Here is a 25,367-nt window from a genome sequence, read left to right as displayed (position 1 = left end):
CCCCCGAGGCGCCGCTCCCACCGAGCCCCGACACTCCTCCCACCCCGCCGCGTCCCGGTGTGGCGCCACGGGCAGATGGTATGAATCCCGGTATGAGCGCAAAGTCCGTTGTTGTCGGTGTGGACGGGTCCGAGCACAGCCACCGCGCCCTGGAGTGGGCGCTGAGCACCGCGCGCGATCTCGATGCTCCGCTCGTGGTGGCGCATGTGCGCTCCGACGCGCTGCAGCTCGGGGCCGCGCGCATCGCCTCGCTCGGCGAGACCGCCGAGATCCCCGACAGCGTCGTCGACGGCGTCCGCCAGTGGATCGAGGAGCAGGGCACGAACGTCCCCGTACGGTACGAGTCGCTCGACGGCTCCGTGCCGGACGCCCTGCTGACCGAGGCGAGGACGGCGCGCCTCCTGGTGACCGGGTCCCGGGGGCGCGGCGGGTTCGCGACGCTGCTGCTGGGCTCATCGAGCCGGGCCCTCGCCTCGCATGCGCCCTGCCCTGTCGTCGTCGTGCCGCACGAGGCGCGGGACGCGTCACTGGAGAGCGGCGCCGAGGCGGGCCGGATCCTGCTCGGCCTCCATCCGGAGGAGACCTCCGACGAGGTCGTCGACTTCGCCTTCCACGCCGCCCGGCAACGAGGCGTCGCCCTGGAGGTGGTGACGGCCTTTCCGCTCCCACCCTCGCCGGTCATGCTGGTGGGGCCCCCGGCGCCCGCACTCCAGATGCCCCCGCCGATCCCCGTGGACGAGACCCCGGAGATCGTCGAGGAGACGGCGCGGAACCAGGAGAACCGGCTGCGGCCCTTCACCGAGCGGTACCGGGAGGTCGAGGTCGTCCCCTTCGTCGTCCCGGCGGACGCGGCGGGACGGCTCGTCGAGGGGTCGCGGAACGCGGGGCTCGTGGTCGTGGGCCGGCACCACAGGCACCGGATGCAGATGCTGCTCATGGGCTCCGTCGCCCACGCCGTCCTGCACCACGCCCACTGCCCGGTCGCGGTCGTGCCACCCGCCCCTCCCGCCTCGTCGTGAGCTCGGGTCGCCCGACCCACACTTCCCGGCCCGACTCCGCTCGGGGCCATCGCGGGCCGCACCGACGGGTTCTGATGGCCCGTAGCTTGGACGGCTCAGCTCAGTAAGCGCTTTCCGAAAGTGCCGCGCGACCCATTGACGACACACAGCGGTAGCCCTAACTTCATGCGCACCGCACGTCGTACGTCATATATGAGACGCGATACACGAGATCTGAGAGCGCCCATGGCCTTCGCCCCGAGCCCGATACCCTCCCGCACCCAGTACGTCCTGGAGGCGATCAAGCACGACATCCTGACCGGAGGACTCAGACCGGGACAGGCACTGGTCGAGACCGAACTCGCGGCTCGTTTCGGGGTGTCGAAGACACCGGTGCGTGAGGCCCTCAAGACCCTGGCGGGCAGCGGGCTCGTGGTGATGAGCCAGTACAAGGGCGTGACCGTCCGCATGGTCGACGCCGACATGGCCCGCTCCGTGTACGACGTACGGCTGCTCCTGGAGCCGGAGGCGGTGCGGCGTACCGTCGCCGCCGCGGCTCCGCTCGAAGCGGCCCGCGAGGCACTGCGGCGGGCCTCCGTGGCCGAGGATCCGGCCGAACGGTCCCTGTCCAACCGGGACTTCCACCGCGCGCTGTACGTCCCGTGCGGCAATCCGCTCCTCGGCCGGATGCTCGACGAGGTGCGCGACCAGGCCGCGCTCGTCTCCACCGTGGCCTGGGCCGCCGTCCCCTCCTGGGAGCGGGAGGCCGCGGAGCACGAGGAGATCCTGCGCCTGGCCGCCGCGGGAGACGCCGACGGCGCCGGACGGGCCGTTCACGACCACATCGCCTCGTTCGTCGAGCGCGCCTTCCCGCAGGAGAGTGAGTGACCATGGCCTTCGCGTCCATGAAGGCCGCGCTCGCCGATGTCGTGGCCATACCGGTGACCCCCTTCGCCGAGGACGGTTCGCTCGACACGGACGCGCACCGCGGGCTGCTGCGCAGACTCCTCGACGCCGGCGTGCGGACGCTCACCCCGAACGGCAACACGGGTGAGTTCTACGCCCTCACTCCCGAAGAGCGCCTCGTCGTCACGGAGTTGACCGTCCAGGAGGCGGGCGACCGGGCCACGGTCCTGGTGGGCGTCGGGCACGACGTTCCCACCGCGATCGAGGCGGCCCGGCATGCCCGCGAGACGGGCGCGACGATGCTCATGGTCCATCAGCCCGTGCATCCGTACGTCTCCGAGAGCGGCTGGGTCGACTACCACCGGGCGATCGCCGAGGCCGTGCCCGAGCTGGGTGTCGTCCCGTACATCCGCAACGCCCGGCTGGGCGGCGCGCGCCTCGCGGAGCTCGGCGCCGCGTGCCCGAACGTCGTCGGGGTGAAGTACGCCGTCCCCGACGCCTCCCGCTTCGCGGCCTTCTCCCGCGACGCCGGCCTCGACCGCTTCGTGTGGGTCGCCGGCCTCGCGGAGCCGTACGCGCCGTCCTACTTCGCGAGCGGCGCGACGGGGTTCACCTCGGGCCTCGTCAATGTCGCCCCGTCCGTCTCCCTGGAGATGCTGACGGCGCTGCGGGCGGGCGACTACCCGGCGGCGATGAAGGTGTGGGAGCAGATCCGCCGCTTCGAGGAGCTGCGGGCCGCGCACGCCGGCGCCGACAACGTCACGGTCGTCAAGGAGGCCCTCGCCGTCCTCGGGCACTGCCGCCGTGACGTCCGGCCGCCCGCCCGCGAGCTGCCCGAGTCCGAGCGGGCCGAGGTCGCCGCGATAGCCGCCGGGTGGCCGGCATGAGCCGTTCACCCGAGGAGCTGCGCAGCCACCAGTGGTACGGCACGGACGGCCTGCGGTCCTTCAGCCACCGTGCCCGCACCCGTCAGCTCGGCTATCTCCCCGAGGAGCACCTCGGCAAGCCGGTCGTCGCGATTCTCAACACCTGGTCGGACATCAACCCCTGTCACGTCCATCTGCGCGACCGCGCGCAGGCCGTGAAGCGAGGGGTGTGGCAGGCGGGCGGCTTCCCGCTCGAGTTCCCGGTCTCCACGCTCTCCGAGACCTTCCAGAAGCCGACCCCGATGCTCTACCGCAACCTTCTCGCCCTGGAGACCGAGGAGTTGCTGCGCTCCTACCCGGTCGACGGCGCCGTGCTGATGGGCGGGTGCGACAAGTCGACCCCGGCGTTGCTGATGGGTGCGGCCAGTGTGGACCTGCCCACCGTCTTCCTGCCCGCCGGACCGATGCTGCCGGGCCACTGGCGCGGCGAGACCCTCGGGTCCGGCACCGACATGTGGAAGTACTGGGACGACAAGCGGGCGGGGCTGATCGGCGACTGCGAGATGGCCGAGCTGGAGAGCGGTCTGGCCCGCTCCCCCGGGCACTGCATGACGATGGGGACGGCGTCCACCCTCACGGCCGCCGCCGAGACGCTCGGTGTGACGGTGCCCGGGGCGTCCTCGATCCCGGCGGTCGACTCCGGCCACGACCGGATGGCGGCCGCCTCCGGGATGCGGATCGTGGAACTCGTCCGGCAGGACCTGCGGCTGTCCCGGATCCTGACCCGCGAGGCGTACGAGGACGCGGTGGCGGCCGTCCTGGCCCTCGGCGGGTCGACCAACGCGGTGATCCATCTGATCGCGATGGCCGGGCGCTCGGGCGTGAAGCTCACCTTGGACGACTTCGACCGGATCGCCCGGACGGTGCCGGTGCTCGCCGACCTCCGGCCCGGCGGGCGGTACGTGATGCAGGACTTCCACTTCGCCGGCGGGATGCCCGCCTTCCTGTCGCGCCTGACCGACCTTCTCCATCTCGACCGGCCGACGGTCGCGCACACCACGCTGCGGGAGCAGCTCGCCGGTGCCCTGGTGCACGACGACGAGGTGATCCGGGTGCGGGAACGGCCGCTCGCGGCCGAGGGCGGGGTCGCGGTGCTCCGCGGCAACCTGTGCCCCGACGGGGCGGTCATCAAGCACATCGCCGCCGAGCCGCGTCTGTTGAAGCACACGGGTCCGGCGGTGGTCTTCGACGACTACCGCACGATGCAGCGGACCATCGACGACCCGGCGCTCGGTATCACCGCCGACCATGTGCTGGTCCTGCGCGGAGCCGGCCCGAAGGGCGGTCCGGGGATGCCGGAGTACGGCATGCTGCCGATCCCCCGGCATCTCCTGGAGCAGGGGGTGCGCGACATGGTGCGGATCTCCGACGCCCGTATGAGCGGTACGAGTTACGGCGCGTGCGTGCTGCACGTCGCCCCCGAGTCGTATGTCGGCGGGCCGCTCGCGCTCGTGCGCACGGGGGACGTCATCACGCTCGACGTCGAGGCGAGGACGCTCCGTCTGGAGGTCTCCGACGAGGAGCTGGAGCAGCGCCGTCGGGCGTGGACGCCTCCGCCGGCGCGGTACGAGCGTGGCTACGGCGCGCTCTACATGGAGCAGATCTCCCAGGCCGACACGGGCTGCGACTTCGCGTTCCTGGCCAGGCCCGGGACGACCCCGGACCCCTACGCCGGCTGATCCCTGCGGACCACCCCGCGTCCGCACCTGCCCGTTCGGTACCTCGAACACCATCCGTGAAGCGCTTCACGCCGAGATCGGAGCCGCCGTCATGGCCTCAGCTGTGACCTCACCACCCCGGGCCGCCGAGGCACCCGGGCGACGCCGCACGGGGGCGACGCCGCGCCGGCTGCCGTACCTCCTGATCGCCCCCGCGGGGCTGCTGATGCTGGGCTTCATCGCCTACCCGGTGCTCAGCGTCTTCTATTACAGCCTCCAGCACTACAACCCCACCAAGCCGTGGCGGAACGGCTACGCGGGCCTCGACAACTTCACGCGCGTCTTCACCGAGGACCCGCATTTCTGGGGAACGCTGACCTTCTCGCTGAAGTGGGTCGCCGTCGAGGTGACCCTCCAGCTGCTGTTCGGGCTCGCGCTCGCCCTGATCGTCAACCAGACGTTCGTGGGACGGGCGCTGGGGCGGGCCCTGGTCTTCTCCCCCTGGGCCGTCTCCGGGGTGCTGACCTCCGCGATCTGGGTGCTGCTGTACAACTCCCAGACGGGCATCACGCGTTACCTCGCGGACCTGGGCATCGGGGAGTACGGCACGTCCTGGCTGTCCGACACCGCCACGGTCTTCCCCGCGGTGGTCGTCGCCGACCTGTGGCGCGGCGTCCCCTTCTTCGCGATCCTCATCCTCGCCGACCTCCAGTCCGTCCCGAAGGACCTGTACGAGGCGGCGGAGGTCGACGGCGCGGGCCGGCTGCGGCAGTTCTTCCACATCACCCTGCCGCACCTGAAGGACGCCATCATCCTGTCCACGCTGCTGCGGGCGGTCTGGGAGTTCAACAACGTCGACCTGCTCTACACCCTGACGGGCGGCGGTCCCGCGGGCGAGACGACCACGCTGCCGCTGTACATCGCCAACACCAGTGTGGACGCCCACAACTTCGGCTACGCCTCCGCCCTCACGACGGTGGCCTTCGTGATCCTTCTCTTCTGCTCGATGGTCTATCTGCGCCTGAGCAAGTTCGGAGGCGAGAGCACGTGATCGTCCAGGACACCACCCCCGACACCGCCGTACGGCCCACGGCCGGGCCACCGGAGCCGCCGGCCGCGCCCCCGTCCGTGAGCCGGAAGCGGCGGCGCGCCTGGGACGAGGTCCCCCGCTGGCAGATCTACCTCCCGCTCGGCGTCTACCTGCTCTTCACCCTCGTCCCCTTCTACTGGGTCCTGCTCTTCGCGGTCCGCCCGGCCGGCTCCACCTCGCTGGTGCCCTGGCCGATGACGACCGAGCACTTCGAGAAGGTGTGGAACGAACGCAGCTTCGCGACCTTCTTCCAGAACAGCCTGCTCATCGGCCTGGCCACCCTGGTGACCACCACCGTCGTCGCGCTGGCCGGCGGCTACGCCCTGGCCCGCTTCGACTTCCGGCTCAAACAGGGCTTCATGCTGGCACTGCTGTGCTCCCAGTTCGTGCCGGGCGCGCTGCTGCTCGTACCGCTCTTCCAGATCTTCGCCGAATTGCGGATGATCAACTCGCTCGGCAGCGTCATCATCGCCGAGACCGTCTTCCAGCTCCCGCTGTCGATGATCCTCATCAGCGGCTTCATCAAGAACGTGCCGTACTCGCTCGAAGAGGCCGCCTGGGTGGACGGCTGCAGCCGGTTCACCGCCTTCCGCATCGTCGTGCTCCCGCTGCTGCGGCCGGGCCTGGTGGCCGTCGGCTCCTTCGCCTTCGTCCACTCCTGGAACCACTTCCTCTTCGCCCTGATGTTCCTCAGCAGCCAGGACAAGCAGACCATCCCGGTCGGCCTCAACACCCTGATGGGTGCCGACAGCGTCGACCTCGGAGCGCTCGCCGCCGGTGGTGTGATCGCGGCGGTGCCGGTCGTGATCGTCTTCGGCTTCATCCAGAAGTGGCTGGTCACCGGCTTCAGCGCGGGGGCGGTGAAGGGGTGAGCGCCGTACCCGCCCCGCTACCCGTGGTCCTCGCGGGAGCCCGCGGCCACGGCCGCTCGCACCTGGTCAACATCGGCCGGCTCGCACGACTCGGCCGGGTGCGCCTCGTCGGCGTCTGCGAGCTGCGGCCGCTCGACGCCGAGGAACTGGACGGCTTCGGCAGGCCGGAGCAGTCGGCCGACCTCGACGCGCTGCTCGCCTCCACCGGAGCACGGATCGCCGTCATCTGCACACCGATCCCCACGCACACCGCACTCGCGCTCGTCGCGGCCCGCCACGGGGCCCATGTACTGCTGGAGAAGCCGCCGGCGCCCTCGTTCGCCGAGTTCCGGCGCATGGCGGACGGGGTCGCGAAGGCCGGGGTGGCCTGCCAGATCGGCTTCCAGTCGCTCGGCTCCCACGCCGTGCCCGCGATCCGCCGACTCGTCGAGGAGGGCGCCGTCGGCGAGCTCCTGGGCGTCGGCGGAGCCGGGGCGTGGGTGCGGGACGAGGCGTACTTCCGGCGTGCTCCCTGGGCGGGGCACCGCCGTCTCGACGGCGTGGACGTGGTCGACGGGGCGCTGACCAACCCGCTCGCCCACGCCGTCGCGACGGCGCTCGCCCTGGCCGACAGCGCGCGGGAGGAGGACGTCGCTCACATCGAGACGGAACTGCTGCGCGCGAACGCCATCGAGTCCGACGACACCTCCAGCGTCCGGATCGTCACCGCGCGGGGCACCCGGGTCACGGTCGCGGCGACACTCTGCGCCGAGACCGCCTCCGAGCCGTATGTGATCGTCCACGGCACCCGGGGCCGGATCACGCTCTGGTACAAGGACGACCGCGTCCTGCTCCAGCGCGGCGGGCACGGCCCGGTGGAGACGGTGTACGGCCGCACCGATCTGCTGGAGAACCTGGTCGCGCATGTGACCCACGGCGAGGCGTTGTCCGTGCCGCCCGAGGAGACCGGGGCGTTCATGCGGGTCGTCGAGGCGATCCGCACCGCGCCCGATCCCGTGGAGCTTCCGGGCGACTGCTGGCGCACGGAGCCCGGCGAGGGCGCGTCCCGCCGGGTGGTGTCCGGCGTCGACGGGCTCGTCGCCGCGAGCGCCGACACCCTCAGCCTCTACTCCGAGCTCGCTCCCCCTTGGTCCCTGACCCCGAAGGCGGATGCCCGATGAACCCACCCACGGTGCTGCGCTGCGCCGGCCGTGCCGTCGCCCGCTACGTCCTGCATGCCGACCTCGCTCCCGGCCACTCCCCCCGCCCCCATCTCCACCCCGTGTCCACCCTCGCGGGTGTCACGGTCACCGAGCGGCTGCCCGCCGACCATCCGCACCACCTGGGGGCGGGCGTCGCCGTCGCGGACGTCGCCGGGTTCAACTTCTGGGGAGGGCGCACGTTCGTGCGCGACCAGGGGCCGGTCGCGCTCGACAACCACGGTGTCCAGCGGCACGAGGGGTTCAAGCTCCGCGACCCCGACGGCTTCGTCGAGGAGCTGAGCTGGACGGCCGGCGGGCGCGCGCTGCTGCGGGAGCACCGGACCGTCTCGGCGACCGCGCTCACCGACTCCTCGTGGGCGCTCGACCTCACCTTCTCCCTCGCCAACGTGTCGGGCGAGGAGCTGTCCGTCGGAAGCCCGGCCACCAACGGGCGGCCCGGCGCGGCCTACGGCGGCTTCTTCTGGCGGGCTCCCCTGGAGATCGCTCCCCCCGAGGTGTTCGGCGCGGACGCGGACGGGGAGACGTCCGTCCATGGGCGGCCCGCGGAGTGGGTGGCGCTGGCGGGCCGGGGGTGGACACTGGTCTTCGCCGGAGCCACGACGGAGACCCGGCGCGACCCCTGGTTCGTGCGGGCCGCCGCGTATCCGGGCGTGGGCTCCTCCCTCGCCTCCGCGGGAAGGCTGACGGTCGCCGCGGGTGCGGCGGTGGTACGGCGGGTGGTGACCGTCGTCGCCGACGGACGGCTCGACCGGGACGCCGCCGCGGCCCTGGTCCGCAAGGCGGTGACGGCGTGACCGCCTCCAGCTTCGGCCGGGCGCCCGGCCTTCCTCTCCTGCACTCCCGCGACCTGGTCAACTGGACGCTCGTCGGGCACGCCCTGGACCGGCTCCCGCCGGAGGCCGCGTACGCCTCGCCCCGTCATGACGGCGGTGTGTGGGCACCCTCGCTGCGCCACCACGACGACCGGTTCTGGATCTTCTGGGGCGACCCGGACCACGGCATCTGGCAGACCAACTCGCCTTCCGTACGCGGACGGTGGAGCGCACCCCAGCTGGTCAAGGCCGGCCGCGGACTGATCGACCCGTGTCCGCTGTGGGACGAGGAGACCGGCGCCGCCCATCTCGTGCACGGCTGGGCGAGGTCCCGCTCGGGGATCGGCAACCGGCTGACGGGCCATCGGATGAGCCCCGACGGCAGCGCCCTCCTCGACGAGGGCAGGACGATCGTCGACGCGGACACGATCCCGGGGTGGTTCACGCTCGAAGGACCCAAGCTGTACCGCCACGACGGCTGGTTCTGGATCCTCGCCCCGGCCGGCGGCGTGGCGACCGGCTGGCAGGGCGCGCTGCGGTCCCGCCACTTCCTCGGCCCGTACGAGGAGCGGGTCGTCCTCGAACAGGGGGACACCGACGTCAACGGCCCGCACCAGGGCGGCTGGGTGCGCACCCCGGGTGGCGAGGACTGGTTCGTGCACTTCCAGCAGTGCGGGGCGTACGGGCGCCTCGTCCACCTTCAGCCGATGCGCTGGGACGAGGACGGCTGGCCCGTGCTCGGGGACGCGGGCTCCCCCGTCCTCGTCCACGCCAAACCCGCTCTGCCTCCGCAGCCGCGCTCGGCGCCCGCGGTCGACGACGACTTCCCGGGCGGGCGGTTCGGGCGCCAGTGGCAGTGGACCGCCAACCCCCGGGACGGCTGGGCCTCGCAGCACGGCGGCGACGGCCTGCGGCTGAACTGCGGTCGTACGGAGGGGATCGACGACCTGCGGACGGTGCCGCACGTCCTGACCCAACGGCTGCCCGCGCGCCCCTGCACCGTGGAGGTCGGGCTGTGGCTCGACAGCGAGGAGCCCGGAGCCCGGGCCGGCCTCGTGGTGCTCGGCGACGCCTACAGCTGGATCGGGCTGTGCCGTGAGGCGGACGGCACGGTCCGCCTCACGCACCGTTTCACACCGCCCCATGCCGACCGCGAACGGGACGCGGCGCCGCCCCTTGCCGTCCCCGGCGGTCGCGTGAGGCTGCGGATCGAGCTGCTGCGGGGCGCTCGCTGCAGGTTCTGGTACGCCGTCGACGACCGCCCCGGATCTCCTGGCGGCTTCGCTCCGGTCGGACGGGTCTTCGCCGCGACGCCCTGGCGCTGGGTCGGCGCCCTGCTCGGTCTGTTCGCCGCCGCTCCGCCCGGTGCGGGCGGCCCGGCGGGCACGGGCACCTTCACCTCGTTCCGTATCTCCTCCCCCTCCTGAACCCACACCGCACGACATCCGAAGAGAAGAGAGCCGACGATGACCATCTTCCGCGGCGGCCGGCGCAGAGCCGCCTCTGCCCTGGCCCTGTCGACCGTCCTCGCCCTGACCGCCACCGCCTGCGGTGACGACGGCAGCGGCGCGGCCGGCGACAAGGGCACCGAGGGATCCGGCAAGGGAAAGATCACCTTCTGGGACAACAACGGCGGGGTCCGCACCGACGTCTGGAAGGAGATCATCGCGGACTTCGAGAAGGCGAACCCGGACATCGACGTCGAGTACGTCGGGATCGCCGCCAAGGAGGTCCAGTCGAAGTACGACACCGCCATCCAGGGCGGCGGCCTGCCGGACGTCGGCGGTGTCGGCGCGGCGATGCTCGCCGGGATCGCCGCGCAGAACGCGCTGGAGCCGCTCGACGCGCGCCTCGCCTCCAGCCCGCTCGACGGCAAGCTCAACGCGGGCATGGTCGCGAGCGTGAAGTCCGCGGGCGGCCGGGACACGCTCTTCACGGTCCCGACCTCCGCCAGCAACGGCGTCCTCTACTACCGCACCGACCTGTTCGCGGCGGCCGGTCTGGAGGAGCCCGACACCTGGTCGAAGTTCTACGCGGCGGCCGACAAGCTGACCGCCAAGGACAAGAACAGGTTCGGCTACACGATCCGCGGCGGCGCCGGTTCGATCGCCCAGGCGCTGGACGCCATGTACGGCCAGAGCGGGATCACCGACTTCTGGAACGGCGACAGGACCACCGTCAACGATCCGAAGAACGTGGCGGCGCTGGAGAAGTACGTGGGGCTGTTCAGGAAGAACACTCCCGCGGCGGACGTCAACAACGATTTCACCAAGATGGTCGCCCAGTGGGACAGCGGCGAGATCGGCATGCTCAACCACAACCTGGGCTCGTACCAGGACCATGTGAAGGCGCTGGGCACCGGGAAGTTCCGGGGCATCCCGAACCCGACGACCGACGACGGCGCCCGGGTCATGGTGTCCAACCCCGTGGACGGTCTGGGCCTGTTCTCGTCCAGCAGGAACAAGGCGGCGGCCTGGAGGTTCATCGAGTTCGCGGCCTCGCATGCCTCGAACAGCAAGTGGAACGAGTCCGCGGGCGCGATACCCGCCCACACCGACGCCGCCAAGGACGCCTGGATCCAGCGGGCCGAGCCGACGAAGCTGGCCGCCGAGGTCCTGTTCAGCGGGAAGGCGACCATCGTCGAGCTGCCGTACTACCTGCCCGACTGGAACACCATCTCCAAGGCCGACAACGAGCCCGGGTTCCAGAAGGTCCTGCTCGGCAAGACCTCCGCCAAGGAGTTCCTGGACGGCCTGGCCGAGCAGCTGAACACGGCGCAGGCCGAGTGGAAGGCGCAGAACAGGTGACCGACACCCGCCTGCCGGTCACGGCCGGGCTGCCGCGTCAGCGGGTGCCCACCCCGCGCGACACGCGCCGTGTCGACGAAGAGATCCCCACCGAGTGGACCACCCGGCCCGATTCCGAGGAGAGCCGCACGTGAGACGACACAAGTGCCTCTGGCTGACGGGCGCGACCGCGCTCGTCCTGGGCGTCACCGGTCCCACCGGCATCGCGCGGGCGGCGGGCGATCCGGCCCGTCAGACCCTGCCGGCCGGGGACGGCTGGGCGGCGGAGGGCGCGGGGACGAGCGGCGGGGCGGCGGCCGATGCCTCACGGGTCTTCACGGTCAGGACCTGGGAGCAGCTCCGTGCCGCGCTCGCCGTACCGGGGACCGCGCCGAGGATCGTGAAGGTCGTCGGAACGCTGAACGCGACGGCGGCGGGATGCTCGGCCTTCGAGGCCCCGGGCTACGACTTCGCCCGCTATCTCGCGGACTTCGACCCGGCGGTCTGGGGCCACGACACACCGGTGAGCGGCCCGCAGGAGGATCTGCGGGCGGCCTCCGCCACCAGGCAGGGCGAGGCGATCAAGGCGTACGTCCCCGCGAACACCACCCTCGTCGGGGTCGGCGCCAGGGCCGGGATCGTCGGCGGCAGCCTGCAGATCCAGGGCGTCGACAACGTGGTGATCCGGAATCTGACCCTGGAGAGCCCGCTCGACTGCTTCCCGCAGTGGGACCCCACCGACGGTGCGACCGGTGCGTGGAACTCGGAGTACGACAGCATGGTCGTGTACGGCTCCACGCACGTCTGGATCGACCACAACACGTTCACCGACGGCGCGCACCCGGACAGTTCGCTGCCGAGGTACTACGGCGAGGTGTACCAGCAGCACGACGGCGAGCTGGACATCGTGCGGGGCGCGGATCTGGTGACCGTGTCCTGGAACGTCTTCGCCGATCACGACAAGACGCTGATGATCGGCAACAGCGACAGCGCGGGAGCCACCGACCGCGACAGGCTGCGGGTGACCCTGCACCACAACCTCTTCAGGAACGTGATCGAGCGGGCTCCCCGGGTCCGCTTCGGCAAGGTCGACGCGTACAACAACCACTTCGTGGTGCCGGCCTCCGGCTACGCGTACAGCCTCGGCATCGGCCAGGAGTCCCAGCTCGTCGCGGAGAGGAACGCGTTCACGGTGCCGCAGGGCGTCGCCGTGGGGACCATCCTGAAGAAGTGGAAGGACGCCCCGGTCACGACGGCGGGCAATGTCGTCAACGGCCGGCCCGTCGATCTGCTCGCGGTCCACAACGCGGAGTTCCCCGACGAGATCCTGCGCGACGGAGCGGGCTGGACTCCGGTGCTGCGCACCCGGGTCGACGCCCCGAGTGCGCTGCCGGGTCTGATCGACCGCCGCGCCGGTGCGGGCCGGATCCGCTGACGGGACCGACCCGGTCGTCCTGCCGGAGGCGAGGCGACGCTGCCGCGGACCGCCCGGCGCCGTCGCCTCGCCTCCCTCCGTACGCCCTCTTCCTGGCGCGCTTCCCGCGCGGGAGCGCGTGGCCATGGTTCCGGCCGGTGGCGGAGGGTCGCGTGTCAGACAGCGACGGCTCGTGGTCGGAGGGCAGCGGCTCCGGGGAGTGCCGGGTAGTCGTTGTAGCCCGTCGCACCGCCCGTGTACATCAGGTACTTGTCGCGCACGAGGTTCAGCGGCGCACCGGCCCGGAGCCGCTCGACCAGATCGGGGTTGGCGAGGAAGGCCCGGCCCAGCGAGACCAGATCGGCGCCGGCCGCGCGCAGCGCCTCGCCCTTGCGGAGCCCACCGTCGGTGGCGACGTCCTCACGGGTGAGCACCGGGTTGCCGATCAGCGTTCCCGGCCACAGCCGGCGCAGCTCCCGGAACAGCTCCGGGTCCTTGTCCGCGTACACGAGGTGCAGATACGCGAGTCCGTCGTCGGCCAGCGCCGCGACGAGCGCCCGGTAGATCGCGTGCGTATCGCCCTCGGCCATCCCGTTCACCGTCACGTCGGGGGAGATCCGAAGCCCTACCCGCTCGGGCCCGATGGCTTCGGCGACCGCGCGGACCACCTCGACGGCGAACCGGACGCGCTGTCCGGAAGAGCCTCCGTAGCCGTCCGTACGGCGGTTGGTGTTCTCGGCGAGGAACTGGTGCAGCAGTTGTCCGTTGGCGCCGTGGACCTCGACACCTTCGAAGCCGGCGGCGACGGCGCGGCGGGCGGCCGCGGCGAAATCGGCGATGGTGGCGCGAATGTCCTCCGTTGTCATCTCCTGCGGGACGGGAGCGGGTTGGGGTCCGGAAGGAGTCTCCACATCCTCGGGGAGCGCGATCGCGGATGGCGCGAGAGGGGTGTGTCCGCTGGTGTCGGGGTGTCCGTTGCGGCCGCCGTGCTGCAGCTGCAGGAACATCCGCCCGCCCCGTGCCCGCACCGCTTCGGTCACCCGGCGCCAGCCCGCCTCCTGGGCGTCGGTGTGGATGCCGGGAATGTTCGGGTAGGTCTGTCCGACGGCGTTGGGTGTGGTGCCCTCGGCGATGATCAGGCCGGCCGAGGCGCGGTCGGCGTAGTGCCGCACCATCAGGTCGGACGGAACACCGTCGGACTGAGCGCGGTTGCGGGTGAGCGGAGCCATGACCAGGCGGTTCGGAAGGTCGAGGGTGCCGATGCGGGCCTGGGTGAAGAGTGAGTTCGTCATGGGGGTACCGTAGAAGTTGACATTAGTGTCAGATTCAAGTCCCTCGGGCGGCAGGCGGGGTGGAGATGCGCATCGGTGAACTGGCCGCAAGGACCGGCGTGAGTGAGCGCTCGCTGCGTTACTACGAGAAGCAGGGGCTGCTCGCCTCGGACCGCACCCCGGGCGGTCATCGCGACTACCTGGAGCAGGCGGTCGACCGGGTGGTCCTCATCCAGGCTCTGTACGCGGCCGGACTGCACAGCCGCAAGATCGCCCGACTGCTGCCCTGCATGCGGGATGCGGACGGCGGCCCGAGCGAGCTCGCGACCCCGGCTCTCGCCGAGGAACTGACCACGGAGCGCGAGCGGATCGACGCGATGATCGCGGATCTGGTGCGCTCCCGCGGCGTCCTCGACGAGGTGATCGAACTGGCCGCGGGAGGTGTGCGGCCGGGGACGGCGTGAGTCTCGGCGGTGACTGCGGCGGTTTCTGTCGGCGGTGACTGCGGCGGTTTCTGTCGGCGGTGAACGCAGGGCGGTTGATGTCGACGGTGGCGTTGCCGTCGTGGGGGGGCCTGAGACGGACTGAAGAACCGCAGCTCATGGCCTTGAGATCTACCGCAGACGTGGAGACCCCGCAGCCACCCGGCCCACCTCGGTCCAACCGCGCGCACAAGAGTCCAACGGTCCGGCAGGCGCCCGGGCTTGCGACGATCCCGACGGGCAGGGTGGGATGAACACGGGGGCAAGCGCTTTCTGCCGTCGTCAGCCTCTCCGATCCCCGCCTCACCACAGGAGCCCCATGGACCGCCCGCCCTGGTACGAAGACGTCTCCCCCGGGCGCGGCGGACTGCCGCCCCGGGCCTGGTACGCCCGCTCCGATGCCGACTCGCTCGCCCTCGACGGGTCCTGGCGATTCCGGCTCTCGCCGGCGGCCGACATCGAGGACGAGTCCTTCGCCGCCCCGGAGTACGACGCCTCGGGCTGGGAGGAGATCGCGGTGCCGGGGCACTGGGTGCTCCAGGGAAAGGACCACGGGTCGCCCGCGTACACCAACGTCGTCTATCCCTTCCCCGTCGACCCACCGCGCGTACCGACCGAGAACCCCACCGGTGACCATCTGCGCCGCTTCGACCTGCCGGCGGGCTGGCCGGAGACGGGCGGGGCGGTGCTGCGCTTCGACGGTGTCGAGTCCGCGGCGCGCGTCTGGCTCAACGGCGAGGAGCTGGGCGATTTCAAGGGCTCGCGGCTGCCGCACGAGTTCGCGGTCGGGCCGCTGCTGCAGCGGCGCGGCAACGTCCTCGCCGTCCGGGTCCACCAGTGGTCCTCCGGTTCGTATCTGGAGGACCAGGACCAGTGGTGGCTGCCGGGCATCTTCCGTGGGGTGACCCTGCTGCACCGCCCCGAGGGCGCGCCCGGCGACTTCTTCGCCCACGTCGGGTACGACCACTCCGACGGCACGGGGACGCTACGGGTGGAGTGCGACGTGCCCGGTCGGGTCACGGTGCCCGAGCTCGGCGTCGACATCGCGACGGGCGAGTCGGCCACGGTGCCCGTCGAACCCTGGACGGCGGAGACGCCCCGCCTGTACCACGGCGAACTGGCCACCGGGGGCGAGCGCATCCCCCTGCGCCTCGGATTCCGGACGGTCGCCGTCGAGGACGGTGTGATCAAGGTGAACGGTCGCCGCGTCCTCTTCCGCGGCGTGAACCGGCACGAGTTCCATCCGGAGCGCGGCCGCAGCGTCGATCAGGCCACGATGCGCCAGGACGTGGAGCTGATGAAGCGCCACAACATCAACGCCGTGCGCACCTCCCACTATCCCCCGCATCCCGCCTTCCTCGACCTGTGCGACGAGTACGGCCTCTGGGTGATCGACGAGTGCGATCTGGAGACGCACGGCTTCCTGGATCTCGGCCGGCACGCCAACCCGGTCGACGACGCCCGCTGGACCCCCGCGCTGCTCGACCGGGCCGCGCGGATGGTCGAGCGGGACAAGAACCACGCGTCGGTCATCGTCTGGTCGCTCGGCAACGAGTGCGGTACGGGCGCCGGACTCAGCGCGATGGCCGAGTGGATCCGCGATCGCGACCCCTCACGGCTCGTCCACTACGAGGGCGACCCCTCCTGCCGCGACACGGACGTCTACGCGCGGATGTACGCCCCGCACGCGGAGGTCGAGCAGATCGGCCGCCGGGAGGATCCGGGCCCCGAAGCCCGCCGGGAACTCCCCTTCATCCTCTGCGAGTACGGGCATGCCATGGGCAACGGACCGGGCGGACTCGCCGAGTACCAGCGGCTCTTCGAGACCTACGAGCGGTGCCAGGGCGGCTTCGTCTGGGAATGGATCGACCACGGGCTCGTCCACCCGGAGTACGGCCACGGGTACGGCGGAGACTTCGGCGAGGAGCTGCACGACGGGAACTTCGTCTGCGACGGGCTGCTCTTCCCCGACCGGACGCCGTCGCCCGCCCTGATCGAGTACAAGAAGGTGATCGAGCCGGTCCGGATCGAGGCGGGCACCGCCCCGGGCACGGTCCGGATCGCCAACGGACACGATTTCGCCGGTCTTTCCGACCTCGCCTTCGAGTGGGCCTTCGCGGTCGACGGGGAGACGGTCGGGAGCGGTGCGCTCACGGTGCCCGCGATCGGCCCCGGCGAGAGCGCGGAGACCCGCTTGCCCGAGCCGCCCGTCGACCGGGCCGGCCGAGAGGCGCACTGGACGGTCCGGGCGGTGCTCGCGCGCGACACGCCATGGGCGGCGTCCGGGCACGAGATCGCCTGGGGCCAGCTCCCGGTGTCCGAGCCGGTTCCGCCCACGGCGGCGGCCGGGGTGCCGCCGGTGCGGGACAGCGGGCGGATCCGCCTCGGCCCGGCCGTCTTCGACGCCCGCACGGGCGAGCCGCTGGCCGTCGGCGGCATCGCGCTCACGGGGCTGCGCCTGGACGTCTGGCGGGCGCCGACGGACAACGACGACGGCGGGGCTCCGGAAGGGCGCCTCGGGACGCTCTGGCGCGAGCTCGGTCTGCACCGGATGAGGCATCGGACGGACGCGGTGGAGACGGACGGGGAGGCCCTGACGGTACGGACCCGGGTCGCGCCGGCGGCCCTGGACCTGGGCCTCGTGACCACGTACCGCTGGACGTCGGACGGAGCTCGGCTCCGGCTGACGGTGAGCGTCACGCCCGAGGGCGAGTGGCGGCTGCCCCTGCCCCGGCTCGGCGTCCGGCTCGGGCTTCCGGCGGCTCTGGACCGGGTGGTGTGGTTCGGTGACGGGCCGGGCGAGGCGTACCCCGACACCCGGACGGCGGCGCGGACCGGCCGCTGGGGGGCCACCGTGGACGAGTTGCAGACGCCCTACGCGCGGCCGCAGGAGAACGGCGCCCGGATCGACACCCGGTGGGTCGAACTGGACGACGGAACGGCCGGGCTGAGGGTCGAGGGCGACCCGCTGTTCGGGTTCACGGCCCGCCGCTGGACCAGCGAACAGCTCGACGCCGCCGCGCACCGGACCGACCTCACGCCCGGCGATACGCTCTGGATGACCCTCGACCACGCCCAGCACGGCGTCGGCTCCCAGTCCTGCGGCCCGGGAGTCCTGCCCTCGTACCGGCTGGACGCCGCCCCCGCGACGTTCTCCTTCACCCTCACGCCGTTCGGAGGCCAGGGCTCTCCTTGTTGAGTCGGTCCACTGGTCGTCCGCCTTCGGAATCCTCGCGGCATCGCGGCCGTGGCCGCGAATCGATTCGCCGGCCGCGCCCTCTCGGGTGCGGACGGCGGAGCGGCCTTCAGCGGATCAGGCGCACCGGGACGATCCGCTGGGCCCTCAGTTCGGCGACGACGAGGGCGGCGTACTCGGTGGCCCCGCGCACCGAGGTGTGGGTGTCGTCGTTCCGCTCGGTCGTCAGGTAGAGCGCCTTGGACGCCTCCTGGCCGAGCGCTTCGACCCGCGCCTTGGTGAGCGCGGTGAGGTCGATCAGCGGGATGGCCAGGTCGGCGGCCAGGCGGCGGACCTCGGCGGGATGGTCCACGCCGAGGCCGTTGACGAGCAGGGCGGTGCCGTTGTCCAAGGTGCCGTCGGTGCCGAACCAGCGGCGGACGATCGGCGACACCAGGACGGGCCTGCCGCCCCGCGCCCGCACGCCGTCGACGAGGGTGGTGAGGTTCGCGCGGTAGGTGGCCGCGTCCGTCTGCCTGTCGTTGTGAGCCAGCTGGATGAGGACCGGGTCGCCTCCCCTGATCAGCGGCTGGACCGCCGGGAAGAGCGCGGGGTGGGCGAGGTAGCTCACCGTGCTCTCACCGGAGTCGGCGTGGTTCGCGACCGCGACGCCGCGCTTGAGGTACTGCGGGAGCTGCTGGCCCCAGCCCGCGTACGGTGCCCCCGGCTGGTCGCAGACCGTCGAGTCCCCGATCAGAAACATCCGTGTCGCGGAGGGTGCCGGAGTGACGACCACCCCGGCGGGGAGCGGTGCCGTGCCTCCGAAGGTCAGGTCGAGTCCGGGGCTGCCCGCGGGTCCCGTGGGCTGCCCCTCGGGGACGCGCACGTCGACGGTGAACGAGCGGTGGATCCTCTCCCCGGTCGACGTGGCCGTCTCGGCGAGTACGGTCCGCCTCGTCTCGGCGGTGACCGACGTGGAGCCCGCGGTGTCCCCGCCGAGCATGACCTGGACGTGGTAGGTGCCGGGCGGCACGTCGAAGCGGCAGACGAACGGCGCCGCGGTGGTGCAGTGCTCCAGGCCCCGGCCGCGGGGGCCGTCGGCGTGGGAGGGAGCGGCGCCGACGGTCGCGGCGGTGAGCGCGGCGACGACGGTCGCGGTGGCGGTGAGCCGGGGAATGCGTGTCATGGCCTCTGCCTACTACGCCGACGGGCCGTCGACCGTGAGGACGGGGCTGCGGGCGGCGGCGAGTCCGGACCCTTCCCCGGGCGGCTCGGCGTGTCGGCGGAAACGCCCCGCGGGGCGGCAACCTCCCTGTCGGTGGTGGCGACTACGGCTCGGAGCCCCGAGAGCCGGTGCTCGACGTCAGAGGGAGACCACGATGAGACGACCAGTCGCACGGCGCCTGTCCGCGGCGATGGCCACGATGGCGGTCGCGGCCGGGACCGGGGCGGTGCTGCTGATGCCCTCGGCATCGGCGGCGACCGGGAGCGCGACCGGGTACGCGACACAGAACGGCGGTACCACGGGCGGGGCGGGTGGCCGGACCGTGCGGGCGACCACGGGGGCCGAGATCCACGCCGCCCTGTGCGGCCGGGCCGACAGCGCCACCCCGCTCACCATCGAGGTCGAGGGGACGATCGACCACGGCAACACCGCCAAGGTGTCGGGCGGCAGCTGCAGCACCGCCGACGGGGTGATCGAGCTCAAGCAGATCAGCAACGTCACCATCGTCGGGGTCGGGGCGGGGGCGCTCTTCGACCAGGTGGGCATCCACATCCGCGAGTCCAGCAACATCGTCATCCAGAACGTCACCGTCAGGAACGTGAAGAAGTCCGGTTCGCCCACGTCCAACGGCGGTGACGCCATCGGCATGGAGAGCGACGTCCGCAACGTCTGGGTCGACCACGTCACCCTGGAGGCATCCGGCGGGGAGTCGGAGGGCTTCGACGGACTCTTCGACATGAAGGACGGCACCCAGTACGTGACCCTGTCCTACAGCGTCCTGCGCAACTCCGGCCGTGGCGGCCTCGTCGGGTCCAGCGAGAGCGACGTCTCGAACGGCTTCATCACGTACCACCACAACCTGTACGAGAACATCGACTCCCGCGCACCTCTGCTCCGGGGCGGCACGGCCCACATGTACAACAACCACTACACGCGCCTCAACGAGTCGGGCATCAACTCCCGAGCCGGCGCCCGCGCCAAGGTGGAGAACAACTACTTCGAGGACTCCAAGGACGTCCTGGGCACCTTCTACACCGACGCGGCCGGGTACTGGCAGGTCAGCGGCAACGTCTTCGACAACGTCACCTGGTCGAGCCCGGGCACCGACACCAACCCGGCCGGACCGGACCCGCAGTCCAACACCACCGTCGCCATCCCGTACGGCTACTCCCTCGACGCCGCCTCCTGTGTGCCGGCCGTCGTGAGCAGGACCGCCGGCGCCGGAAAGGGACTGCTGGTGTCGGACGGCTCCTGCGCGCCGCAGACTCCGTCCCCGACCCCCACCACGACCAGCCCGACGGCGACCCCGTCCACACCCGCTCCGACGGCGACGCCCACCCAGCCGTCCGGCGGCAACCTCAGCATCGGCGCCGGCTCCGACGGTTCCAGCAAGGCGAGCGGGACGAGTTACGGCAACGTCCGCGACGGCGACATGAGCACGTACTGGTCCCCGGCCGGCTCGACCGGCGCGATCTCGATCAAGTGGGGCTCCGCCGTCTCCGTGTCGGCGATCGCCGTCCGAGAGGCGTCCGGCTCCGTGGGGGCCATCGGGTCCTGGCGGGTCGTCGACGCCGACACCGGCGCCGTGCTCGCCTCCGGCAGCGGGGCGGGCGCCATCGCCTTCCCCCGGACCACGCTGAGCAAGATCACGTTCGAGATCACCGGTTCGACCGGCACGCCGAAGGTCGCCGAGTTCGAGACCTACGCCGGGTAGCGGCACGGTCCGCGCTCCCGGGCATCGACGTCCGGCCGCCCTGCCGGGTGGCCGGCCGTCGTCCGCCGCTGTCACGTTCGCCCGCGGCCCGTACCCCATCACCGTCGTCCGCGGGCCGCCACCGCCCTCAACGGAAAGCGGCGACGTTCTCCGCCACCCATCGGCCGAACGGCCTGGCGGGCGAGCCGGTGACGCGCGGCACCGTGTCGCGCACCCTCAGCAGCGCGTCGTTCACGTCCCCGCCCGTCAGGTCGAGCACCGCGGCCGCGGCCTCGTCCCCCAGGAACGCCGCCAGGTGACGGTGTGCCTCCTCCCGGCCGATCTCGGCGAACGGCACCTCCCGTCCGAGAGCCGCCGCGACAGCTCCCACCTGGCCTCGGGGCGTGACCCGTTCCGGACCGGTCAGGGCGTACGTCCGGCCCCGATGACCGGGCTCGGTGAGAGCCACGCGCGCGACCGACGCGATGTCCGCCGGATGGATCGCGGGAAGCCCGACGTCCGCGTACGGCACCCGGACCGTCGCGCCCCCGCGGATCGTCTCCGCCCACCACAGGGCGTTCGAGGCGAACTGCGTCGGCCGCAGAATCGTCCAGGCCGGGCCGCTCTCCTTGAGCAGCCGCTCCACGGCCAGGTTCTCGGCGGCCGGGCCCAGATGAGGGTGGGTCTCGACGGTGATGGAGGACACGAGCACCACGTGTTCCACACCCGCCTGCCGGGCGGCGTCGATGATCTCGGCGTCCGGGCCCAGCCGTGACACGAGAAACAGCGACCGCACGCCGTCCAGCGCCGACGTGAGCGAGTCGGGCTCGGCGAAGTCCCCTTCACACGCCTCGACTCCCTCCGGGAACGAGGCCCGCGACGCATCGCGGGTCAGGCCCCGCAGCGGTCCCGCGCCGTAGGCGTGCAGTTCCCTCAGCAGAGCACCGCCTATGTTCCCGGTGGCTCCGGTCACGAGCATCATGAGCGCCTTCCCCTCTCGAAGGTGATCGACTGAAGGAGACGCTAGGAGCTCAATCGCGCTTCAGGTCAAGAGGAAGCCGCACCGGGCGAGTTCGGGCGTGACGGCCTCGCCTTCACTCCGCAACGCCCTTTACCGACAGGCCCCGGGCCGGCCTCGATGGAGACCGTGCCGGGGTGGTCGGCGAGGCTTCGGGCCCTCGCGGCTCCTGTCAGGAGAGCAGGGTGGGGGCGGCGCGATCGAGCGTCCCTGCGATGCGGTCCCAGGTCTCGTGGTCCCTGGCCGAGGCCGGCAGCACCTCCCCATGGCCGGTACCCCAGGCGGTGGCCACGGCGACCGGGTCCTCACCCGCGGCGGCCGCCGCTGCGAGGGCGGCGGCGCCGAGGGCGACGAGTTCGGTCGCGTGCGGGATCAGCAGGGGCCGTCCGGAGAGCCGGCGGACGGTGTCCGTCCACGCCTTGCCCCGGGCGCCCCCGCCGATCAGGCGCAGCGGACGGTCCCGGACCGCCGGATCGGCGGGATCGAGCCCGCAGGCGGAGAGGAGTTCGTCGAGGGCGCGCAGGACGGTGAAGGCGGCGCCTTCGTAGGCCGCGCCGAGGATGGCGCGCGGGGTGGTGGTGTGGCGCAGTCCCGTGAGGAGTCCGGCCGCGTGGGGCAGGTCGGGGGTGCGTTCGCCGTCGAGATAGGGCAGGACGACGAGTCCGTCGCCGGGGACGGCGTCCTCACGGTCGAGGCCGAGCAGGTCGGCGAACCTGTCCACGGCGAGGGTGCAGTTGAGGGTGCAGCCGAGCGGGAGGAAGGTGCCGTCGGCGGCGGCGAAGCCGGCGAGCCCGGGAGCCGCGGGGCGGGTGCGAGTGGCGGCGAAGACGGTGCCTGAGGTGCCGAGGCTGACGACCGGGTGGTCCAGGTGTCCGGCGGCGCCGAGGCCGAGGCCGACGGCGGCGGCCATGTTGTCGCCGGTTCCGGCGGCGACGGCGACGCCTTCCGGCAGGCCGAGCGTCGCGGCGGCGTCGCGGGTGAGGGTGCCGACGCGCGTGGCGCCGCTCGGGGCGACGGTGGGGAGCGATTCCGGTGCGAGGCCCAGGAGTTGGAGGAGCGCGGGATCGTAGGCACCGTCGGCGGTGGAGTACCAGCAGGTGCCCGAGGCGTCCCCGGGGTCGGTGGCGGCGACGCCGCTGAGCCGTTCGGTGAGGAAGTCGTGCGGCAGCCGGACCGCTGCCGTGGCCGCGGCGGTGGCGGGCTCGTGCTCGCACAGCCACTGCCACTTGGCGGCCGTCATGGAGGCGACGGGGACCGAACCGGTCCGTGCCAGCCAGGCGTCTGGGCCGCCGAGGGCGTCGGTGAGGTCGGCGGCCTGCGGCGCGGAGCGGGTGTCGTTCCAGAGCAGCGCGGGGCGCAGGGGGCGGCCGGCGGGGTCGAGGACGACGAGGCCGTGCTGCTGTCCGGCGACCGCGATCCCGGTGACGGCGGAGGCGGCGACGCCCGCTTCCTTCAGTCCGCGCGCGACGGCCTCGGCGAGGGCGGACCACCACTGGTCGGGGGCGCTCTCGCGTGCGCCGCCAGTGCCGTCGACGGTGTGCCGGGCGCGGCCGACCGCGAGCAGGGCGCCGGTGGCGGCATCGACCACGGCTGCCTTCGTGGACTGCGTGGAGCTGTCCACGCCGATCACCACGGGGTGTGTCGCCGACATGGCGTTCACCTTTCCTCGACTCGGCCTCTGGCGCGGTCTCGCACGTTGCCGTATTAGTTATCTCAGAAAACAAATACGCGGGCCAGACCCGGCCGGGTATCAGTTCGCGGTGTACGCCGCGACCGAGCAGCAAAGAGGGACAGAGCATGGCGGAACGCCTCACCCCCACCCCCGGAGACCGTTTCACCCCCACCCCCGCCGACCGCTTCACCTTCGGACTGTGGACCGTGGGCTGGCAGGGCCGCGACCCCTTCGGCGACGCCACCCGCCCCGCGCTCGACCCGGTCGAGTCGGTCGAGCGGCTCGCCGCACTCGGCGCGTACGGGGTCACGTTCCACGACGACGACCTCATCCCCTTCGGCGCCTCGGAAGCCGAGCGCGAGGCCGCGGTCAAGCGGTTCCGGGCCGCGCTGGAGAGCACCGGCCTGAAGGTGCCGATGGCCACCACCAACCTCTTCACACATCCCGTCTTCAAGGACGGCGGCTTCACCGCCAACGACCGCGACGTGCGGCGCTTCGCGCTCCGCAAGACGATCCGGAACATCGACCTGGCCGTCGAGCTGGGCGCCACGACCTATGTCGCCTGGGGCGGCCGGGAAGGTGCCGAGTCGGGCGCGGCCAAGGACGTGCGGGTGGCGCTCGACCGGATGAAGGAGGCTTTCGACCTGCTCGGCCAGTACGTCACGGAGCAGGGGTACGAGCTGCGGTTCGCCATCGAGCCCAAGCCGAACGAGCCGCGTGGCGACATCCTGCTGCCGACGATCGGGCACGCGCTGGCGTTCATCGAGCGCCTGGAGCGGCCGGAGCTGGTCGGCGTCAATCCGGAGACGGGCCACGAGCAGATGGCCGGCCTCAACTTCCCGCACGGCATCGCCCAGGCGCTGTGGGCCGGCAAGCTCTTCCACATCGACCTCAACGGCCAGTCCGGCATCAAGTACGACCAGGACTTCCGCTTCGGGGCGGGCGACCTGCGCCAGGCGTTCTGGCTGGTGGACCTGTTGGAGAGCGCCGGCTACGCGGGGCCGCGGCACTTCGACTTCAAGCCGGTGCGCACCGACGGCTTCGACGGGGTGTGGGAGTCCGCGAGGAACTGCATGCGCAACTACCTCATCCTCAAGGAGCGCGCGGCCGCCTTCCGCGCCGACCCCGAGGTCCAGGCGGCCCTGGTCGCCTCCCGGCTTCCGGAGCTGGCCACCCCCACGGCGGCCGACGGCCTCGCGGGGCTGCTGGCGGACCCCACCGCCTACGAGTCCTTCGACCCGGCCGAGGCGGCCGGCCGCTCGATGGCCTTCGAGCGCCTGGACCAGCTGGCTCTGGAACATCTGCTGGCGGTCCGCTGACGCGGCAGCCGACCGTCCCTCAGGGAGCCGTGGGAGCGAGGCCACCGCCTGCGGAGGTCCGCCGGCCGGAGGCGTCCCCGGCCGCGACCGCGTACGTGGCCGACCGGGCGGCGTGCCCGCCCTCGGTGCGCTCGTCGCGGCCGGCGACACCATGACGTCCGGCCGGGACGGCGCGGCGCGCGGCCGGTTCGGACCCCGCCCCCGGCCCGAGCACACGCTGCAGTTCGACCACGCCCTTGGAGGTCTGGCTCTTCACCGTACCGACGGAGACGGCGAGCACCTGCGCCGTGTCCCGCTCCGACAGGTCGAAGGCGTGCCGCAACACCACACAGGCGCGCTTGCGGAACGGCAGGGTGCGCAGCGCGCTCCGGACGTCGACGACCGCCGGTACGTCGGGGTCGTCGACGTGCTCGGAGCGCCGGTCCCAGAACAGGGCGACGCGGCGCCGTTCACGGACGGCGCCGCGGATGCGGCTGCGGACGAGGTGGACGACGACTCCACGGGCGTACGCGACGGGGTGGTCGGCGTCGCGCACCCGGTCCCAGCGGTGCCAGAGGGCGACCATCGCGTCCGCCGCCAGATCGTCGGCCGCGTCCGTCTCGCCCGTCAGCACATGGGCGAGACGGGCGAGTTCGGCGAAGTGACGCGCGAAGAACTCACGGAACTCCGCCGCGTCCTCGTCGACGACTGTGACCACATCCGCCTCCCTCCCTGGCATCGCTGCGCGCCGACCCGGACCCGGGAGCAGCCGGGGGCAAGCGCTTTCTACGTGTCGCCGGAGCGACTGTACCGCTTGGCGTGCCCACGACGAAGGGGGTGGCGGGCACAAGCGCTCCCGCCTCGCCCCG

Annotated in this window: 21 protein-coding genes; 16 read left to right on the top strand and 5 right to left on the bottom strand. The window is 72.2% G+C overall.

All coding sequences use genetic code 11. The features are described 5' to 3' along the window. The first annotated feature begins 92 nt into the window (after positions 1-92). The 12 genes from AB0D99_RS08000 (at position 93) to AB0D99_RS07945 (ending at position 12,685) form a co-directional block, all read left to right on the top strand. On the top strand, positions 93-1,019 hold the full coding sequence (locus AB0D99_RS08000) for a universal stress protein (protein ID WP_362358141.1): 927 nt from the start codon (positions 93-95) through the stop codon (positions 1,017-1,019). Positions 1,020-1,244: 225 nt separating this feature from the next. Then, on the top strand, positions 1,245-1,886 hold the full coding sequence (locus AB0D99_RS07995) for a GntR family transcriptional regulator (protein ID WP_362358140.1): 642 nt from the start codon (positions 1,245-1,247) through the stop codon (positions 1,884-1,886). Then, entirely contained in the window at positions 1,883-2,791 is a 909-nt protein-coding gene (locus AB0D99_RS07990) for a dihydrodipicolinate synthase family protein (RefSeq protein ID WP_362358139.1), read from the top strand. The genes AB0D99_RS07995 and AB0D99_RS07990 overlap by 4 nt, the downstream gene beginning before the upstream one ends. Further along, positions 2,788-4,509: an L-arabinonate dehydratase gene (gene araD / locus AB0D99_RS07985; protein WP_362358138.1), complete on the top strand. Its 1,722-nt coding sequence runs from the start codon at positions 2,788-2,790 to the stop codon at positions 4,507-4,509. The genes AB0D99_RS07990 and araD overlap by 4 nt, the downstream gene beginning before the upstream one ends. 91 nt (positions 4,510-4,600) lie before the next feature. Further along, entirely contained in the window at positions 4,601-5,539 is a 939-nt protein-coding gene (locus tag AB0D99_RS07980) for a sugar ABC transporter permease (protein ID WP_362358137.1), read from the top strand. Between the two features lie 77 nt (positions 5,540-5,616). Further along, a complete protein-coding gene (locus tag AB0D99_RS07975; protein WP_362358169.1) occupies positions 5,617-6,450 on the top strand; it encodes a carbohydrate ABC transporter permease in 834 nt (277 codons plus the stop codon). Continuing rightward, positions 6,447-7,610 (top strand): Gfo/Idh/MocA family oxidoreductase, encoded by a 1,164-nt coding sequence (locus tag AB0D99_RS07970; RefSeq protein ID WP_362358136.1) that lies wholly within the window; start codon positions 6,447-6,449, stop codon positions 7,608-7,610. Before AB0D99_RS07975 ends, AB0D99_RS07970 begins: the two co-directional genes overlap by 4 nt. Next, on the top strand, positions 7,607-8,446 hold the full coding sequence (locus tag AB0D99_RS07965) for a PmoA family protein (RefSeq protein WP_362358135.1): 840 nt from the start codon (positions 7,607-7,609) through the stop codon (positions 8,444-8,446). Before AB0D99_RS07970 ends, AB0D99_RS07965 begins: the two co-directional genes overlap by 4 nt. Beyond that, positions 8,443-9,891, top strand: coding sequence for a family 43 glycosylhydrolase (locus AB0D99_RS07960; RefSeq protein WP_362358134.1), 1,449 nt, complete (start codon positions 8,443-8,445; stop codon positions 9,889-9,891). Before AB0D99_RS07965 ends, AB0D99_RS07960 begins: the two co-directional genes overlap by 4 nt. Before the next feature lie 39 nt (positions 9,892-9,930). Further along, positions 9,931-11,271 (top strand): sugar ABC transporter substrate-binding protein, encoded by a 1,341-nt coding sequence (locus AB0D99_RS07955; RefSeq protein ID WP_362358133.1) that lies wholly within the window; start codon positions 9,931-9,933, stop codon positions 11,269-11,271. Beyond that, complete coding sequence (locus AB0D99_RS07950) at positions 11,268-11,405, top strand: hypothetical protein (protein ID WP_362358132.1); 138 nt, start codon at positions 11,268-11,270, stop codon at positions 11,403-11,405. Before AB0D99_RS07955 ends, AB0D99_RS07950 begins: the two co-directional genes overlap by 4 nt. Positions 11,406-11,449: 44 nt before the next feature. Next, positions 11,450-12,685 (top strand): polysaccharide lyase family 1 protein, encoded by a 1,236-nt coding sequence (locus tag AB0D99_RS07945; RefSeq protein WP_362358168.1) that lies wholly within the window; start codon positions 11,450-11,452, stop codon positions 12,683-12,685. A 155-nt stretch (positions 12,686-12,840) separates the two neighbouring features. Here the strand turns inward: AB0D99_RS07945 and AB0D99_RS07940 are convergent, their stop codons facing one another. Continuing rightward, positions 12,841-13,956, bottom strand: coding sequence for an alkene reductase (locus tag AB0D99_RS07940; protein ID WP_362358131.1), 1,116 nt, complete (start codon positions 13,954-13,956; stop codon positions 12,841-12,843). Between the two features lie 65 nt (positions 13,957-14,021). Between AB0D99_RS07940 and AB0D99_RS07935 the strand changes: the two genes are divergently transcribed. Further along, entirely contained in the window at positions 14,022-14,399 is a 378-nt protein-coding gene (locus AB0D99_RS07935) for a MerR family transcriptional regulator (protein ID WP_362358130.1), read from the top strand. A gap of 337 nt (positions 14,400-14,736) precedes the next feature. Next, on the top strand, positions 14,737-17,616 hold the full coding sequence (locus AB0D99_RS07930) for a glycoside hydrolase family 2 TIM barrel-domain containing protein (protein ID WP_362358129.1): 2,880 nt from the start codon (positions 14,737-14,739) through the stop codon (positions 17,614-17,616). Between the two features lie 106 nt (positions 17,617-17,722). Here AB0D99_RS07930 and AB0D99_RS07925 read toward each other — a convergent pair whose 3' ends face one another. Next, a complete protein-coding gene (locus AB0D99_RS07925; protein ID WP_362358128.1) occupies positions 17,723-18,778 on the bottom strand; it encodes a rhamnogalacturonan acetylesterase in 1,056 nt (351 codons plus the stop codon). Between the two features lie 193 nt (positions 18,779-18,971). Between AB0D99_RS07925 and AB0D99_RS07920 the strand changes: the two genes are divergently transcribed. After that, entirely contained in the window at positions 18,972-20,531 is a 1,560-nt protein-coding gene (locus AB0D99_RS07920) for a pectate lyase (RefSeq protein ID WP_362358127.1), read from the top strand. A 127-nt stretch (positions 20,532-20,658) separates the two neighbouring features. On the opposite strand, the gene AB0D99_RS07915 is transcribed toward AB0D99_RS07920, so the two are convergent. Then, complete coding sequence (locus tag AB0D99_RS07915; protein WP_362358126.1) at positions 20,659-21,492, bottom strand: NAD(P)H-binding protein; 834 nt, start codon at positions 21,490-21,492, stop codon at positions 20,659-20,661. A 208-nt stretch (positions 21,493-21,700) separates the two neighbouring features. Next, a complete protein-coding gene (gene xylB, locus AB0D99_RS07910) occupies positions 21,701-23,179 on the bottom strand; it encodes a xylulokinase (RefSeq protein ID WP_362358125.1) in 1,479 nt (492 codons plus the stop codon). Between the two features lie 146 nt (positions 23,180-23,325). Between xylB and xylA the strand changes: the two genes are divergently transcribed. Beyond that, positions 23,326-24,519 carry a xylose isomerase gene (gene xylA / locus AB0D99_RS07905; protein ID WP_362358124.1) on the top strand — a complete coding sequence of 398 codons (1,194 nt, stop codon included), beginning with the start codon at positions 23,326-23,328 and terminating at the stop codon, positions 24,517-24,519. Positions 24,520-24,538: 19 nt separating this feature from the next. Here the strand turns inward: xylA and AB0D99_RS07900 are convergent, their stop codons facing one another. Then, entirely contained in the window at positions 24,539-25,216 is a 678-nt protein-coding gene (locus AB0D99_RS07900; protein WP_362358123.1) for a SigE family RNA polymerase sigma factor, read from the bottom strand. Positions 25,217-25,367: the final 151 nt, after the last annotated feature.

Origin of the sequence: Streptomyces sp. NPDC047971 (assembly GCF_040653355.1) — a bacterium.
Classification (GTDB): Bacteria; Actinomycetota; Actinomycetes; order Streptomycetales; family Streptomycetaceae; genus Streptomyces.
The sequence above is the reverse complement of the archived record's forward strand: the minus strand, read 5'-3'. Positions and strand labels throughout refer to the sequence as shown.

What these genes read in the sequence shown, in the direction of transcription:
- AB0D99_RS08000 (WP_362358141.1), top strand. Translation starts at nt 93, where the DNA reads ATGAGCGCAAAGTCCGTTGTTGTCGGTGTGGACGGGTCCGAGCACAGC.
- AB0D99_RS07995 (WP_362358140.1), top strand. Translation starts at nt 1,245, where the DNA reads ATGGCCTTCGCCCCGAGCCCGATACCCTCCCGCACCCAGTACGTCCTG.
- araD (WP_362358138.1), top strand. Translation starts at nt 2,788, where the DNA reads ATGAGCCGTTCACCCGAGGAGCTGCGCAGCCACCAGTGGTACGGCACG.
- AB0D99_RS07980 (WP_362358137.1), top strand. Translation starts at nt 4,601, where the DNA reads ATGGCCTCAGCTGTGACCTCACCACCCCGGGCCGCCGAGGCACCCGGG.
- AB0D99_RS07965 (WP_362358135.1), top strand. Translation starts at nt 7,607, where the DNA reads ATGAACCCACCCACGGTGCTGCGCTGCGCCGGCCGTGCCGTCGCCCGC.
- AB0D99_RS07955 (WP_362358133.1), top strand. Translation starts at nt 9,931, where the DNA reads ATGACCATCTTCCGCGGCGGCCGGCGCAGAGCCGCCTCTGCCCTGGCC.
- AB0D99_RS07940 (WP_362358131.1), bottom strand. Translation starts at nt 13,956, where the DNA reads ATGACGAACTCACTCTTCACCCAGGCCCGCATCGGCACCCTCGACCTT.
- AB0D99_RS07935 (WP_362358130.1), top strand. Translation starts at nt 14,022, where the DNA reads ATGCGCATCGGTGAACTGGCCGCAAGGACCGGCGTGAGTGAGCGCTCG.
- AB0D99_RS07930 (WP_362358129.1), top strand. Translation starts at nt 14,737, where the DNA reads ATGGACCGCCCGCCCTGGTACGAAGACGTCTCCCCCGGGCGCGGCGGA.
- AB0D99_RS07925 (WP_362358128.1), bottom strand. Translation starts at nt 18,778, where the DNA reads ATGACACGCATTCCCCGGCTCACCGCCACCGCGACCGTCGTCGCCGCG.
- AB0D99_RS07920 (WP_362358127.1), top strand. Translation starts at nt 18,972, where the DNA reads ATGAGACGACCAGTCGCACGGCGCCTGTCCGCGGCGATGGCCACGATG.
- AB0D99_RS07915 (WP_362358126.1), bottom strand. Translation starts at nt 21,492, where the DNA reads ATGATGCTCGTGACCGGAGCCACCGGGAACATAGGCGGTGCTCTGCTG.
- xylB (WP_362358125.1), bottom strand. Translation starts at nt 23,179, where the DNA reads ATGTCGGCGACACACCCCGTGGTGATCGGCGTGGACAGCTCCACGCAG.
- xylA (WP_362358124.1), top strand. Translation starts at nt 23,326, where the DNA reads ATGGCGGAACGCCTCACCCCCACCCCCGGAGACCGTTTCACCCCCACC.